Origin of the sequence: Vibrio sp. YT-15 (genome assembly GCF_033337445.1) — a bacterium.
Classification (GTDB): Bacteria; Pseudomonadota; Gammaproteobacteria; order Enterobacterales; family Vibrionaceae; genus Vibrio; species Vibrio alginolyticus.
On sequence record NZ_JAWOQR010000001.1, the window covers coordinates 114,945 to 129,136 of the forward strand.

General features: G+C 46.5%; 13 protein-coding genes. 3 read left to right on the plus strand and 10 right to left on the minus strand.

Annotated elements, in window-relative coordinates:
* The first annotated feature begins 40 nt into the window (after positions 1-40).
* Positions 41-871 (plus strand): LysR family transcriptional regulator, encoded by an 831-nt coding sequence (locus tag R7D93_RS00480; RefSeq protein WP_186585230.1) that lies wholly within the window; start codon positions 41-43, stop codon positions 869-871.
* A gap of 9 nt (positions 872-880) precedes the next feature.
* On the opposite strand, the gene R7D93_RS00485 is transcribed toward R7D93_RS00480, so the two are convergent.
* The 5 genes from R7D93_RS00485 to artP form a co-directional block, all read right to left on the minus strand.
* Entirely contained in the window at positions 881-1,453 is a 573-nt protein-coding gene (locus tag R7D93_RS00485; RefSeq protein WP_213867782.1) for a protocatechuate 3,4-dioxygenase, read from the minus strand.
* A 138-nt stretch (positions 1,454-1,591) separates the two neighbouring features.
* The gene (artM, locus tag R7D93_RS00490) at positions 1,592-2,260 is read right to left on the minus strand and encodes an arginine ABC transporter permease ArtM (protein ID WP_206958915.1); all 669 of its coding nucleotides are present in this window, start codon (positions 2,258-2,260) and stop codon (positions 1,592-1,594) included.
* Positions 2,257-2,946, minus strand: a complete 690-nt coding sequence (gene artQ / locus R7D93_RS00495) for an arginine ABC transporter permease ArtQ (protein ID WP_005388570.1) — start codon at positions 2,944-2,946, stop codon at positions 2,257-2,259. The genes artM and artQ overlap by 4 nt, the downstream gene beginning before the upstream one ends.
* A gap of 1 nt (position 2,947) precedes the next feature.
* Complete coding sequence (locus tag R7D93_RS00500; RefSeq protein WP_005388572.1) at positions 2,948-3,691, minus strand: arginine ABC transporter substrate-binding protein; 744 nt, start codon at positions 3,689-3,691, stop codon at positions 2,948-2,950.
* Positions 3,692-3,779: 88 nt separating this feature from the next.
* Positions 3,780-4,508, minus strand: a complete 729-nt coding sequence (gene artP, locus R7D93_RS00505; RefSeq protein ID WP_114139536.1) for an arginine ABC transporter ATP-binding protein ArtP — start codon at positions 4,506-4,508, stop codon at positions 3,780-3,782.
* A 425-nt stretch (positions 4,509-4,933) separates the two neighbouring features.
* On the opposite strand from artP, the gene R7D93_RS00510 reads away from it, so the two are divergent.
* Together R7D93_RS00510 and R7D93_RS00515 are read left to right on the plus strand one after the other, a co-directional pair.
* A complete protein-coding gene (locus R7D93_RS00510) occupies positions 4,934-7,168 on the plus strand; it encodes a hypothetical protein (protein WP_225496212.1) in 2,235 nt (744 codons plus the stop codon).
* A 141-nt stretch (positions 7,169-7,309) separates the two neighbouring features.
* Positions 7,310-8,305: an ABC transporter substrate-binding protein gene (locus R7D93_RS00515; protein ID WP_005375798.1), complete on the plus strand. Its 996-nt coding sequence runs from the start codon at positions 7,310-7,312 to the stop codon at positions 8,303-8,305.
* 82 nt (positions 8,306-8,387) lie between these two features.
* Here R7D93_RS00515 and R7D93_RS00520 read toward each other — a convergent pair whose 3' ends face one another.
* The 5 genes from R7D93_RS00520 to R7D93_RS00540 all read right to left on the minus strand — a co-directional run bounded on the left by R7D93_RS00520 (position 8,388) and on the right by R7D93_RS00540 (position 14,174).
* Complete coding sequence (locus R7D93_RS00520; protein ID WP_005390944.1) at positions 8,388-8,765, minus strand: nuclear transport factor 2 family protein; 378 nt, start codon at positions 8,763-8,765, stop codon at positions 8,388-8,390.
* Positions 8,766-8,907: 142 nt separating this feature from the next.
* Positions 8,908-9,639, minus strand: coding sequence for a DUF3726 domain-containing protein (locus R7D93_RS00525; RefSeq protein WP_132936382.1), 732 nt, complete (start codon positions 9,637-9,639; stop codon positions 8,908-8,910).
* A complete protein-coding gene (locus R7D93_RS00530; protein WP_225496214.1) occupies positions 9,636-11,372 on the minus strand; it encodes a hypothetical protein in 1,737 nt (578 codons plus the stop codon). The genes R7D93_RS00525 and R7D93_RS00530 overlap by 4 nt, the downstream gene beginning before the upstream one ends.
* A 101-nt stretch (positions 11,373-11,473) precedes the next feature.
* On the minus strand, positions 11,474-13,075 hold the full coding sequence (locus R7D93_RS00535) for a BCCT family transporter (protein WP_005375792.1): 1,602 nt from the start codon (positions 13,073-13,075) through the stop codon (positions 11,474-11,476).
* A 109-nt stretch (positions 13,076-13,184) separates the two neighbouring features.
* Positions 13,185-14,174 carry a membrane dipeptidase gene (locus tag R7D93_RS00540; RefSeq protein ID WP_176311592.1) on the minus strand — a complete coding sequence of 330 codons (990 nt, stop codon included), beginning with the start codon at positions 14,172-14,174 and terminating at the stop codon, positions 13,185-13,187.
* Positions 14,175-14,192 lie beyond the last annotated feature (18 nt).

Consider the following 14,192-nt stretch of genomic DNA (forward strand, 5'->3'; position numbering starts at 1 on the left):
GATGGAACACTTCAACAAAAACGATGGATGAGTTTTAGATATGGATATCGATGCGTTACGCAGCTTTCTGGCTTTTGTCGAAACGGGCAGTTTCACTCGTGCAGCCAAGCAGATCAATCGCACCCAATCCGCATTCAGTGCGCAAATGCGTAAGCTAGAAGACGAACTCAGCGTCAGTTTGTTTGAAAAAGAAGGTCGCAATCTTGTCTTAAGTGAAGCGGGATTGGCACTACGCTCTCACGCAGAGCAATTGGTTAGCTTGCACAATCAAGCACTGAAACAAGTGAGGCGCTATGAAAACAAGCGCCCTCTTCGCTTAGGTTGCCCAGAGGATTACAACGACAATATCTTGCCTAAAGTCATCCGCGTATTACAGCAATCTGAGCCCACATGTTCAATTCAAGTCTTCAGTGAGCCAAGCATCACCTTGAGAGAAAAACTTGATGAAGGAAAGCTAGACGCCGCTATTGTGACAAGAGCACCGGACAGTGAGGAAGGTTACTGGCTAGCAAGCGACAAAGGCGTGTGGATTGCTCATCCTGATTTTGACATTGAGAACGCCCAACCTCTCCCTCTCGCCCTATTCCAAACCGACTGTAAATACCATGCGGCAGCAGTAGACGGATTAACCAAACGTGGCACTCCTTATCAACTACTGGCATGTTGCAATACGGCTTCTGCACAACGAGCAATTGTACGTTCATGCATGGCTATCGGTGCGATGGGCAGTATTAGCGTTAGCGAGGATCTTAAGATCTTAGACGATATGCCATCGCTACCTTCCGTGGATATCGTTTTGGTCACGGGCGTCGAGCCTCATCCGATACTGGATAAAGAATGCTTGGCGCAATTGGTTGAGTTAATGGCTTAACCGGATTAGCTAGCCAATCACAAAGTTAAATTGGCCAGTTAATCGCCCGTCGGTTCGTATGGTTTCAAACTGTAGATAATCTCGGGCTTTGCCACCCCACCATTCATCACCAGTATTGCCTTTTAAGTACAACTGAGTGGTCAGAAGCTCTTGGTTATCCCGCCACAACTTAACGTGAATGTGCGGTGGACGAGAGGCATAAGGCACGGGGTACAAAGTCTGGAATAAGTAGCGACCATCCGATTGAGTTTTTACCGCGCCAAAACCTGCAAAGTGAGCATCAAACTTATCATTATTTGGCTGCTTAGGGTGATCGTAAATCCCCTGCCCATCGCATTGCCAGATTTCTACTTTGATGCCTGAAACTGGGTTTCCCGATGTATCTACGACTTTACCTTGCAACACGATAGCTTCACCGACCAAACCTTCTGATTGCAGAATCAAGTTTTGACGAAGAGGAATGTTCACTACTGGATAAAATGGCCCTTCAGTTTGTGCTGGCGTTGGCCGGATTGGTGCTTTCGCTTTTAAAGAGGGTACGAACAACAATGTCCAAAGCGCTAAAAAGTGTCTTCTTTCCATGGTGCCACCAATACAATTGCGTTGAATTAAGTTTGGGGGAACTTGAGGAATTTGCCATGACGAATATAAAAAATGCCCCTGCAAGAGAGCCATTCGCAGAGGCACTGTGGAACTAAATGATGAGTGTTGATTGAAGGATTATGCGGCTTCGAACGCCAATGCTTTCTTCTCTACATGACGGAAAATGAGAGTTAGCACACCATTTACCGTTAAATAAAATGCGCCTGCAATACCAAATACCGTCAACGTATCGTAGGTTTGTGCGTTAATGCGCTGCGCGTAACCCATCAGATCCATGATCGTAATCGTGCTTGCTAGTGACGTGCCTTTGAAGACCAAAATCACTTCGTTCGAGTAAGCCGGAACAGCACGGCGAATAGCGTATGGCAGAAGCACTTTCAGTGTTGCGGTTTTGTTCATGCCTAACGCACGACACGCTTGCCATTGACCGGAAGGAATCGCGTTAAACGCTCCTTTGAACAACTGAGTGCTGTATGCAGCGGTATTTAGTGCTAGTGCTAACATCGCACAGAACCAAGGTTGGCTTAACCATGTCCAAAATACACTTTCTCTTACAGCATCAAACTGACCCGGACCGTAGTACACCAAGAAGATCTGCACCAATAAAGGCGTACCAGTAAACAAGGTGATGATGCCACGACTTAACCAATGCAAACCCGGAGTACGTAGGATCAGAGTCAGCGTCATCATCAGAGCTAAGAGACAGCCCACAACCAAAGAAGCGGCGGTCAATTGAAGGCTAGTGCCTAAGCCATCCAGCATTTGCCAAACGTGTTGTTCGTTCATGCGGTCGCCTCCTGTCCCATACTCATACCTTGAATTGAGAACTTCTTATCAATCAGTTTGACGGCACGTTGCGTAATCAAAGTAATGCCTAAGTAAATCGCCGCAGCGGTCGCGTACCATGTAAACGCTTCATGCGTCGCTGCAGATGTTAGCTGCGCTTGCTTCAACAAATCCGTTACGCCAATCAGTGATACAAGCGCGGTGTCTTTCAGCAGAACCAACCATTGGTTAGTTAAACCTGGTAGTGCGTGTCTTACTGCTTGTGGTAAAACAATGCGAACGAAAGCGTGTGCTTGACTGATGCCGAGTGCACTTGCTGCTTCTCTCTGCCCTCTTCCAACGGCTTTTAATGCGCCACGTAGAGTTTGAGAAGCGTAGGAAGCGAAGATCAATGACAACGCCACCACGCCAGACAAGAACGGGCTAACTTCAATAAAGTCGCCGGTGATTAAAAACAGTACCTGCGTCGAACCAAAATAGATGAACAACACGACAAGGATTTCTGGCAAGCCACGTACAATCGTCACAAACGCCGTCATTGGCCATTTAACGAAAACGCGGCGAGACATTTCACCACTGGCGAATACCACTGCCAGAATCAAACCGACTAAGAGGCTTGTGAAGGCTAGCTGGACAGTCATCCAACTAGCTTGAACAAGCGATAAAGAGTAACCCGTTAGTGCCATATTACTTACCGAAGTATTTGTTGTAGATTACGTCGTATTCGCCGTTTGCTTTCACTGTTTTCAGTGCTGTGTTCAGCTTGTTCACTAGCTCGTCGTTACCTTTATTCACTGCGATACCGAAACCGTTACCGAAGTATTTAGGGTTAGTGACGTGCTCACCCACGTAAGCTAGGTTGTCTTCTTTCTTGAACCATTCTGCTACGACTGCTGTGTCACCGAATACAGAATCAATACGGCCATTTTTCATATCGATGAACGCGTCTTGGTAGCTTGAGTAAGGAACCGCGGTTACGCCCGGCATTTGCTCAATCAGGTAGCTTTGGTGTGTTGAACCGTTTTGAACACCAACACGCTTACCTTCTAGTGCTTTTTGATCAGCCACTTTTTCTTTGATAGAAACAAACGCTGCTGAGTTGTCATAGTATGCATTCGTGAAATTCACTTGCTCCAAACGCGCCTCAGTAATGTCCATTGCAGAGATTGCCGCATCGTAGCGCTTGAATTTTAATGCTGGGATCAGGCTGTCAAAAGATTGGTTGTGGAAGGTGCATTTTGCTTCGATTTCTTTACATAGTGCATTCGCCAGATCCACATCAAAACCTTGGATTTGGTTGTTTTCATCCATGTATTCGAACGGTGCGTACGTCGCTTCCATCGCGAATTTGATCTCTTCTTGTGCTGCTGCGTTTGCCGCCATAGTTGCAGAAGAAAGGCCGATTAGTGAAGCTAGTAGAATCTTTTTCATTGCAATACTCCGTGTGTACTTAGTGGGCTGACACTCGCAATGACAGCCGAGCTTATCTGTTAAATAGACCGAATTTTAAAAACGTAATTTAGTGATTTAAGTAGTCAGCAAACTGGGCGGTTTGCGGGTTAGAAAACGAATCATTTGTGCCGTGCTCGACGATGTGTCCTTTTTCTAAATACAGTACGTGACTAGCGATTTTCTTGGCGAAATCCACTTCGTGCGTCACAACTACTTGTGTAATTCCGGTTTCGCTTAAATTTTTAATAATCTTAACGACTTGGTTAGTAATTTCCGGATCAAGCGCAGCGGTCGGTTCATCAAAAAGCAAGACTTCCGGTTTCATCATCAATGCACGAGCAATCGCCACACGTTGTTGCTGACCACCAGAAAGTTGCATCGGCCATGCATCCGCTTTGTCTGCCAAATGCAGCGTCGCAAGAATTTGCATTGCCTGCTTCTTCGCTTCTTCTTTATCCATGCCAGCGACTTTTACCGGAGCCTCAATCAAGTTCTCCATTACTGTCATGTGCGGCCATAAGTTGTACTGCTGGAACACCATGCCCACTTTACGACGAAGCGCTAAACCTTGCTTCTCTTTGATTTCAGTTGAAAAGTCGAATGCGTCATTAGCGATGTTTAACTGGCCGTTATCCGCTCCTTCAAGAAGGTTAAGAACACGTAGCAGAGAGCTCTTCCCTGCACCACTCGGACCGAGTAACACCAGTGTTTCGCCGCTTTCACACTTAAAGCTGACATCGTGAAGCACTTGTGTCTCACCGTAGGATTTATTGATTCCGCTTACCTGAATAGTCATGCTGACATACCGCATTAATTGTCACTTGGCATTTATATTACTCAAAAGGATTTTTTATGCAATAAAAATGTATAAAAATTAATTTTGTTAAATTTTTGTATGATGAGCAATCAATACAACAGAGAATATGACTGGTTTAATCAGTTGGTTTTAACTGAAATTGTTGATGAAAATCCAACAATATGATGGCAATCGAAACAAGGTTAAAATTCTGGTTACTTTTGTGCTTGTGTAGACGGAATTTTGAGTCTTTGAACGTACTACACCCGACGCAGACCTTCTCATTTTTGCCGGGCTTCCCCCCTCGGTTTCCGGTAAAGCCTTCTATCGGCGGGTTCCTGATTAGGACTTTGTGAATGGACTATAATTTCTCTTTGTATTCTGGCCCTTAATTTGAGTCATCTAAGTATGAGTGAGATAACTCCATGTTGAAGTCGCATTGTTTTTCTCTCATTGCACTTGCTTCTCTGAGCTTACTTTCTATACCCAACGTTTGGAGTAGAACAGCAATCGTGTTACCTGGATTGCATGAACAGGGTATTGATCTTCAAGATAAGCCTATCTCTGCTGCGGCTACACGTGAATGGGAACTGGATTATGCTGATATCTTATTCGGTGCTTACGAAAGTAAAAGTCATAATGAGCGTGTACAAGCACTTGGTTACATGTACAACCAAAAGCTGGAACTTAACTCAGGTTGGCTGGAAAACGATATACGTAACCAAGCAGAACTGAATGGAATTGACTACGAAGATTTCTTTCTCCACTTTTCTGAAGACACTATCCTAGCTGAAGTCGACTCAAGCCATGGCGAGAATACTCTGCTCAATCGAAAACCGATGATTGTTGGTTATACGGCTAGTGCTGACCACGCCGGTTTTTGGCTATATCAACCACCGCCATGGGATGCTGATGTATTCGGTCAGGCGAATAATGGTGGTGCCCTCTATGTTTATCACTCAGAGAAGTTCGACCGCTTAACCCTTACGTTTTCCCAGTTTGCTCAAGGTGGCAACTTCATAATTGAATACCCTTCTGCTATCGACTCGTTTGGTCAGGTATCGGAGTGGAAGCCCTTTGATATTAAGAAAGATAGAACACAGGGCATGACCAAAGACCAAACAGTAAACTGGTCTGTTCCTTCGGATTGGGTTCGCGCTACAACGCATGATGGTAGCGGAAAAACTTATGGTGGCGGTCAGTACTTTGGCTCCACCTTTTTACGCGACGGCGGCCGCCTTTACTTTGCGAAAATTACTTGGCATGACGACAACATAGAAAACCGCCCACGTCTCGAAAACATTCGACTCAAAAATAGCTTCCCTGCCGTCAACATCTCAGGAGCACCAACGGAGACACCTGAAGGTCAAACCATTCAACGCTGGCGTAAAATTCGTGGCTTCGACAAATCTGCAGATCGAAACCAAGACAATTATCTTTCTTGGAATGAATACAAAAACCGTTCGAATAAGAATGCAACGGCACGATTTCGTTGGGAGTCACGGGTTATTCCATTTGGTCGTATGTGGAATCAAACCTCTTCTTGGGCATTGACCAATCTCGGCAATCCCGTTTTTACCAATACAATGCGCCACTATTACCAAGCTGAATGGGCGAAACAAGGTTTAAATGGTGCGTACAACGACGACACGAATAAGTTACTCGGTGCAAATCAGTTCTACATATATTCCGGAGGCACAGTGGGTGAGCTTGGTTTGGTGGCGGGTAGCCAAGCTGCTGACGATGCGTACAAAGCGCAATTCTCGGCGTTCTTGAATAAACTGGCAACGCAGGATGAAGATGCGTTAATTGGCCTCAACATAGGTACGGCAAACTTATTCGGTCGTAATGGGCAAAACCACTTGGTTGACGCTGGCTCCTTGTACTTGCGCGAGCACTACCTTTTCCCTTCTACCGGCTTTAGTGGCTATGCTGGGTTAGCTAAGTTTTGGGATAACTCTGCACTCGCTAAAGCTGGCCAGAAAGTGATTTATCAAGCGACAACGCGTTATGGTCGCGTTCAATACTTTGGGAACACAGAAGACAATTGGAAACAGGACCAATACTCTGCACTAGCAGTGTTCTACTTAAACTATCACCCTGAGCGCAGTTACTTTAATCAGTGGAACAATGGCTACTTATATGGAAGTAATAACACAACAAGTGACAACTTCTGGAAGGCAGGCGTACCAAAGAATATTGCTTATCAACCTAGCACCTTGCTTGCCGTTGATTTGGGAGAGCCTGCCAATCAAATACCAGAGGGGTATCAGGCGACTCCGGTAATGATGTCCACCAGCACGCCCTATCCTGCCGATTACACGGTGATTGGAGATGCTTCTATGAGCAAAGTGGCTCATCCTGACTTGCCCAATGGCGCTATCGATTTGTTACCAACCCATACGTACTTTGCGTATCACTCAGACGATACGGTGGTGGTGCATGGTCCTACGGAGATGGTGTTAGCCCGCGAATTCACTAAAGGCCGAGTGCTGTATCGGACTGATTTTTTTGGCAAAAATATCGATTACTTCTCCTCACCGAGGATACCTATCGCACTTCCAGAGCCTATGCGACCTGTAGATCAAGACGGTAACATCGGCGACTATGTTTCTCATATTGAGATTGGCGGCTACGAAGGAGTGTTCTTGCTGTATTAACTCCCTTTCAACCACTCTGACTAAACGCTTCATAAATCGCCGTTTTTATGCTTAACGTCACTGAAAAAAACTTGTTCACTGAATCTTTATAAACCGATGTATATACTGAAGTAAATGACAACGACAAGGAAATTCAGTCACATGAAGACGACACCTTCAATGCTCTCTGTTCTGCTGCTATCAGCATTATCTACTCATGCAAATGCGGACGAATGCGGAAAAATAACCATCGCAGACATGAATTGGAATTCGGCCAGCTTAATGGCGCACATCGACCAATTTGTCTTAAATGAAGGCTACCAGTGCGATGCGGAATTGATCCCTGGTGATAGCGTTCCTACAGGCACCTCTATGATTGAAAAGGGACAGCCTGACGTTGCGCCAGAGTTATGGACAAACGGTATTAAAGAAGCACTTGATAAAGGGATTGCGGATAAACGCTTGCGCATCGCTAGTGAATCGCTTGTCAATGGTGGTGAAGAAGGGTTTTGGGTTCCCGCCTATCTGGTAAAACAGTATCCAGAACTCGCGACGATAGAAGGCGTCATCAAGCACGCCAAACTATTTGAACACCCAGAAGATGATGACAAGTTCGCGTTCTATAGCTGCCCTGCTGGTTGGACATGCCAAATCACCTCCGGTCACTTGTTTAATGCATTAGGGTTAAGTGAGCACGGCTTTGAGATGGTTGACCCAGGATCTGGCGCAGCATTAGCTGGCACCATCGCCAAAGCCTATGATCGCAAAATGCCTTGGTTTGGTTACTACTGGTCACCGACCCCCGTATTGGGCAAGTATGATATGGTCAAAGTGGATTTTGGTAGCGGAACAGATTTAGAAGAGTATCGCAACTGTACCACTCAGCCTGATTGCGCTTCACCAAAAGTAACAATGTACCCACCTTCTCCAGTTCGCACAGTAACAACTGAGGCGTTTGCGAGCAAAGAACCCCAAGCATTCGCGTACTTGCAGAAACGCGGATTTACCAACGAGCAAATGAGTGAAATGCTGGCCTGGATGGAAGATAACTACGCGGACGGTGAAGAAGCGATGTTTTACTTCTTTAATACCTACCCTGACTTGTGGAAAGGCTGGGTATCTGAAGACGTCGCGGTGAGAATCGAAAAAGCGCTTTGATGATTAATACTTAAAGTGCCACAAATCATTTAACCTCCCATACCGTTTGAATAAACGGCATGGGAGACTCGTCAACGACTCGTTAATACATAGTGTGACCATTCAATGTTTCTTTAGGAATCTCTTGCAGAGCGTCCCAATGTTCAACAATCTTCCCATTATGATCAAAACGAAAGAAATCCATCGTCACGTATTCAATATCATTAGGCCATGTTTGGTGAGTGTGTAGTGCCACCAAGTTCCCTTCAGCAATGGCTCGCACAAACGTAATGTCTTTATTGGGATACTCATTTTGCATCCGCTCAAAATACTCGATAAAAGCCTCGGGGCCATTTCCAACTAATGGATTGTGCTGGATGTACTCATCGCCAACATAGTCTTCAACCGCTTTTCTTGGATTACCTCGATAGGCGGTTTCGTAAAACGCAATGGCATTTCTTTTATTCTCTTGCAGATCCATTTTTCTTACCTGTGTTGCTCCATCTTGCGGATAACGGTAATCATAGTCTTTGAACTTCAGAAGTGACCAAACTTCGCGCACAAAAAAGGCCGCTAAAGAGCAGCCTTCATCACTTCTACTTGGAATCATCGCCTTTCATCGCTCAAACCACACCACCAGCACCGAGCATAGAACGCTCACTGTTCTCCACCAGCAACGCGGTTGCGGTTTGTTTCAGTGTTTCCCATTCTTGGTCTTCGACAAAGATACCATTTTGCCAAGAAGCTTGTTGCGTACGGCTTAACTCATCGCCTTCAATGTGGGTGGTATATCCTTGTGCACTTTTCTCGATATCGAAATCGTTCACGGAGAGCTCGATAACCATACTATGCAAATCCGTATCATGCCCATCAAACTGATCCGAGAAAAAGACTTCTGGTGCGATTCGTCCGCGGTTTAACACATAAAGCGTTCGCTTGGGACTAGAGCCATTGACCCACTGTGCTCGACACGCGATGCCTTTCGCAGAGAGCTTCAACAACTCACTGAAACCCAACCAACGGTTATGACACTGTTTCAACGTAATGGTAATCGACTTACGGTTGATCATTTTCTCGAGCGCGAAATCCAACACCGCGGGTAAATGACACGCTACACTCCCGTTGTGCAGTTCTACCTCTATGCTTGACGGCGTGCTGTTGGTCACCGATACGGCGCAGTCTGAATCTAACCCAAGAAACAGACTCGCGTTATTAAAATGGCGAACTCCATGTAAGCCAACCATTTGCAAGTCCGCCACCATGTTCGCAATGACATCCGCCTCACCACAGTGACGGCGCATGCCAAGAAATGCCTTACTAACGGCGGCCACCAATTCGTTGTGAGAGACGATCATAATTCAAATCCTCCACTGATTTTTTGATTATCACTTTGCGCAATTTCGTCACGCGGCGGCATGCTAGGGAAAATCCATGTGTCTGCCAGTTTAGGGTCGTGAATTTCATCTAACAACGGCGCACCTTGGAAGAAAGTTACTCGAACCCAACGATCCGAGCGCGGATCAAACTTAGTCGCGCCAAAGATCGCCAATTTACAGCGCAGTAAGTGCATTGGTAACGCATCTTTACGCAGCACATTCATTTGAATATCCCCCATCGCACGGTTGCCTAGCGTCCATACGCGACGTGTGATCGAACGATAAGCCGGTTTTTGCAATAGAAACTCTGCTACGGACATTTCTACATCACAGTCAAGCAAGGCCTGGTACAAGCGATTCACTTGTCTGCCGATATCAAGCGGCAGTTCTTTTTCTTCTCCAGCCTCTTCCCCGCGAACACCAAGCCTTGGCTCTTCTTTATCTTGTGAGCGATACCAGAACCAGTAGTTGTTCTCGGCTAGTGAGTAATCCGCATCAATCGCCCAGCGGTACTTGCTTTGCAACACTTCCAGTAAATCTTGGATCTTTTTCCCGCCCGGAATCGATAACGTTTCATCCGTATTCATTTGGCTAGCAAATTCATCCACTAAAGATGGGTAGAGTTCGATCAAGCAAGAGGTGAGGATTTCTTGGGCTTCCACACTCATTGTTTTCTTTTGCTCGACCAAACTCGCCCAGTTCGGATGTGATGCCATTAACGTTGTTAGCTCTGATAGCAGTTGTTTGATGTCTGCTATCGCTTGGTGATTGAGCCTATCTTGATGTTCATTGATGGTGATGACTTGCTCTAAATGACGCTGTGCTTTTTGCAGCAATCCTTGCAAAGGATCATGGAACGACGCTTCACACGGCATCGCAAAGACTCGCGCTACCGCACGTTCGCGAGAGGTCATCCATTGGTCAACAATACACGGGTGATTAATCAAGTATGGAGCCATGCCTAAGCCAGTAGCATTACCGACACCAAGGTAGCGCTGCAAGCCACGATGCAAAGCCACCGCCTTGTCGCCACCTTGTTGAAGTGCCAGATAGTGCACCCAATCTAGGCTGAATTCACGCAACATATATACGGCACACATTTGCGCACTAAAAGACTGGCTGAAATCTGAGTTGTTCTCTAACAGTTTGAAATCGGCGATACCAAACTTTCCGTTACCATAGACAGCTGTGGTACGCAGGATATAACCCACTTCCGCTAACTCTTTCGGCTCAGGCTGCTCGCCTTGAGAAAGCGCGCTAACAATGTGCTCAAACACGCGCACACTTTTGTTTGCGCGAGCAAGAACAAGTACGTTGTTTGGATTACGTCCCGCTTCTTGCAGCGGTACATTTTCTCGCAATCTTTCCAACAAAGTAACATCAACATCGCCTTGAACCAGTGCAAATGTGACGTCCCACTTTTCAGCAATTACGCGATCATTACGCTCGTCGTCGGCAATTTCATCACAGAATACCACCAAATGATAAACGTGCTCTGGCGTGGTCAATTTGTAAATCACATGACCATAACCACGAGGACAAAGCTGCCACTCATGCTTGGTTACTTGCCAGTTTTGGCTTGCCATATTACGAATCAGACTGCGTACAAAGCTAATTCGGTTTTGGTGCATTGCGCCAAGCCTTTCGGCTGCCATGACAATCGCTGCATCGCGCATAGTTGCTTCCGTATAAGTAGAACGATGTGCATCCATTTTGCTCACCACCTATTTGTTATTGTAAGAATACTAGGGTTTGTGCGGATGCAGGAGGAAAACACCCGCACAAGCTCCACGTTGTTTGAATTAGATAATTGTTATAGCCCTTGCTCTTTCGCCATTTTGATTGCGATTTGCGGCGCATTCCAAAGTGACGGTAACAGAATCAACGAAACCGGAACCGCGGTAATCACAATGAAAGATTGCAGTGCAGAGATGCCACCAGAGCCAAGAGAAATCAGGATTAGTGCCGTCACACCCATCATTACGCCCCAGAAGGTACGGATGATCGCATTCGGCTCCGTTTCACCACTGATCACGACACTGATTGTGTAGGTCATTGAGTCGCCCGTCGTGACGATGAAGATCGTGGTTAAAATCAGAAATAGAATTGAAGTCAACATTGGCATTGGTAGTTGCTGAGTCACCGCAAGCAAAGCACCTGGCAGGTTAAAGCCTTCGAACGCCGCACTCACGCTACCCGGTTCAGCAATTTCAAACGCAAGACCTGAGCCGCCCACAATCGTGAACCAAAAACAGGTGGTTAACGGAGCCACAATACTGATGGTGGAAATAACTTGGCGAATAGTTCGACCACGGGAAATACGCGCAATAAAGATTGCCATCATCGGACCATAACCCAGGAACCAGCCCCAGAAAAATACTGTCCACCAGCTTAGCCAACCTTCATCACCACGGTAGGTCGCCATTGGGATAAAGTTATCCAGCATGCTCCCTACACCTTGAATGTATCCGTTAAAGATAAAATTCGTAGGGCCAAAAAACAGGATGTAAACCATCAATGCCATTGCCAGAATCACGTTGTAACGACTAAGCAGTTGCATGCCTCGGCTTAATCCACTGAGTGCTGACAAGGTGTAAAGCGCAATCGCAAACAAGATGATGATAAGCTGAGTGGTAAAGCCATCAGGAATATCAAACAGCGCATTTAACGCGTAGCTAACCTGCAAGCCTAAAAACCCAATTGGTCCGATGGTGCCCGCGGCTACCGCGATAATGCAGCACGCGTCAATCAATGCACCGAGTTGGCCTTTAAGTGCTCGTTCGCCCAAGACTGGGTAAAGCAAAATACGGGGTTTTAGTGGTAAACCTTTGTCGTAATGCAGGTGCATCACCACGATGGAAGTTAAGCTACCTACAATCGCCCAAGCCAGAAAGCCCCAGTGCATAAAGGATTGCGACAACGCATTCACCGCACCTTGCTGCGGGTTATCTTGCGCGCCGTACAAAGGGGGTGGGCTAACGTAATGCGCGATAGGCTCAGCCGCGGCCCAGAAAACACCACCACCAGCCAATAAGGTACAGAAAATAATCGCCATCCAGCGGAAAGAATCCATTTCTGGTTTTGCAATCCCGCCCAACATCACCTTGCCTGTTCGCCCTGCAGCCAAGCCAAGACCAATAAGAAAAGTGAGAAGCAGCAGTAACTGCCAGTATGGACCAAACACCTGAACTGCCCAGCTAAAACCGGCGTTAACGATCGTAGATAACAGCTCGCCGTCATAAAGTGCAATAGCAACGAACAACGCGATGAAACCACCGCTATACCAAAAGGCCGGGTTATTCAGTCCTAATTTGTCCATCGTGTTTTCTGTTGTTGATGTGTTGTGTTTTACTTTTGACTTACCCGATGACACGCTCATCGTGGAAGCTTTCATGCTATTGGTTAAATCAGACATACTCTGGCTCCAGAGGTTCTTTGCAGCAGCCAAAGACTGGCTACAAATGTGAGTTTTACGCCTGCCGTATTGTTATTATGTGGGCAGGCGGTTCCTACTTTGGGGAATGCTATGAAATAGGCTCTAATCCTTCTTTAAGGAAGTTGAACCAGTTTTCACCCAATATTTTTCCAGCCTCAGATTCACTGAATCCGTGATCCATTAATCCGTTGTAGATGTTCTCCATCCCTGCGCTGCCGCAGAACCATGGCAGCGCATCTGGCCATCCCGAGTTACTTGCTGAACCTTCGCCGTAATCCATCGCTTTTGACCAACGCCCGTTGCGCATCCATTCCAACACTTGTTGCGGCTGATTTAGGCACAAATCGCTACCGATACCTAAATGGTCAACGCCAAACATGTCTGCGGTTTTCGCTACCATCTGGCAGAAATCATCCAGCGTGCACTGGCTGCCATTTGGCAAATGGAATGGATATAAACTGAATCCAATCAAACCACCGCGCTCCGTCAGTGCTTTGATCACGGTGTTGGATTTGTTGCGCAGTGCGTCATGCGCAAACGTCGGGTTAGCATGGCTGATACAAATTGGACGCGAAGAGAGCTCGATAGCTTCCAACGTCGAACGCTCCGCGCTGTGGGACATATCAATGATCATCCCGACTCGGTTCATCTCTTCAATCGCTTGCTTACCAAAGCGAGTTACGCCGGAATCATTTTGTTCGTAACAACCTGTCGCCAGTAAGCTTTGGTTGTTGTAGGTCAGTTGCATGATCAGCAGACCTTGACGGCGCATCACTTCAATCAGGCCAATTTCATCATCGATTGGTGAGCAATTTTGCGCGCCGAAGAAGATGCCGACTTTGCCTTCTGCTTTGGCTTTTTCTACATCTGCCATTGAATAAATAGGCATGATGAGGTCCGCATTTTGCTCGAAGCGCAAGTTCCACTCAGCAAAACGCGTCAAGGTTTCGCGCGCAGTTTCGTGGTAGACGATGGTGGCATGAACGGCGGTAATGCCACTCGCCTTAAGCGTTTGGAAATACTCTCGATCCCAATTGCAGTACTGCAATCCGTCAATCACAATCCGTTGTTGGTACATAACCACTCCTTAAACAAT

Excerpts from the sequence above, each read along its gene's own strand:
- R7D93_RS00480 (WP_186585230.1), top strand. The coding sequence starts at position 41 with ATGGATATCGATGCGTTACGCAGCTTTCTGGCTTTTGTCGAAACGGGC.
- R7D93_RS00485 (WP_213867782.1), bottom strand. The coding sequence starts at position 1,453 with ATGGAAAGAAGACACTTTTTAGCGCTTTGGACATTGTTGTTCGTACCC.
- artM (WP_206958915.1), bottom strand. The coding sequence starts at position 2,260 with ATGAACGAACAACACGTTTGGCAAATGCTGGATGGCTTAGGCACTAGC.
- artQ (WP_005388570.1), bottom strand. The coding sequence starts at position 2,946 with ATGGCACTAACGGGTTACTCTTTATCGCTTGTTCAAGCTAGTTGGATG.
- R7D93_RS00500 (WP_005388572.1), bottom strand. The coding sequence starts at position 3,691 with ATGAAAAAGATTCTACTAGCTTCACTAATCGGCCTTTCTTCTGCAACT.
- artP (WP_114139536.1), bottom strand. The coding sequence starts at position 4,508 with ATGACTATTCAGGTAAGCGGAATCAATAAATCCTACGGTGAGACACAA.
- R7D93_RS00510 (WP_225496212.1), top strand. The coding sequence starts at position 4,934 with ATGTTGAAGTCGCATTGTTTTTCTCTCATTGCACTTGCTTCTCTGAGC.
- R7D93_RS00515 (WP_005375798.1), top strand. The coding sequence starts at position 7,310 with ATGAAGACGACACCTTCAATGCTCTCTGTTCTGCTGCTATCAGCATTA.
- R7D93_RS00520 (WP_005390944.1), bottom strand. The coding sequence starts at position 8,765 with ATGGATCTGCAAGAGAATAAAAGAAATGCCATTGCGTTTTACGAAACC.
- R7D93_RS00525 (WP_132936382.1), bottom strand. The coding sequence starts at position 9,639 with ATGATCGTCTCTCACAACGAATTGGTGGCCGCCGTTAGTAAGGCATTT.
- R7D93_RS00530 (WP_225496214.1), bottom strand. The coding sequence starts at position 11,372 with ATGGATGCACATCGTTCTACTTATACGGAAGCAACTATGCGCGATGCA.
- R7D93_RS00535 (WP_005375792.1), bottom strand. The coding sequence starts at position 13,075 with ATGTCTGATTTAACCAATAGCATGAAAGCTTCCACGATGAGCGTGTCA.
- R7D93_RS00540 (WP_176311592.1), bottom strand. The coding sequence starts at position 14,174 with ATGTACCAACAACGGATTGTGATTGACGGATTGCAGTACTGCAATTGG.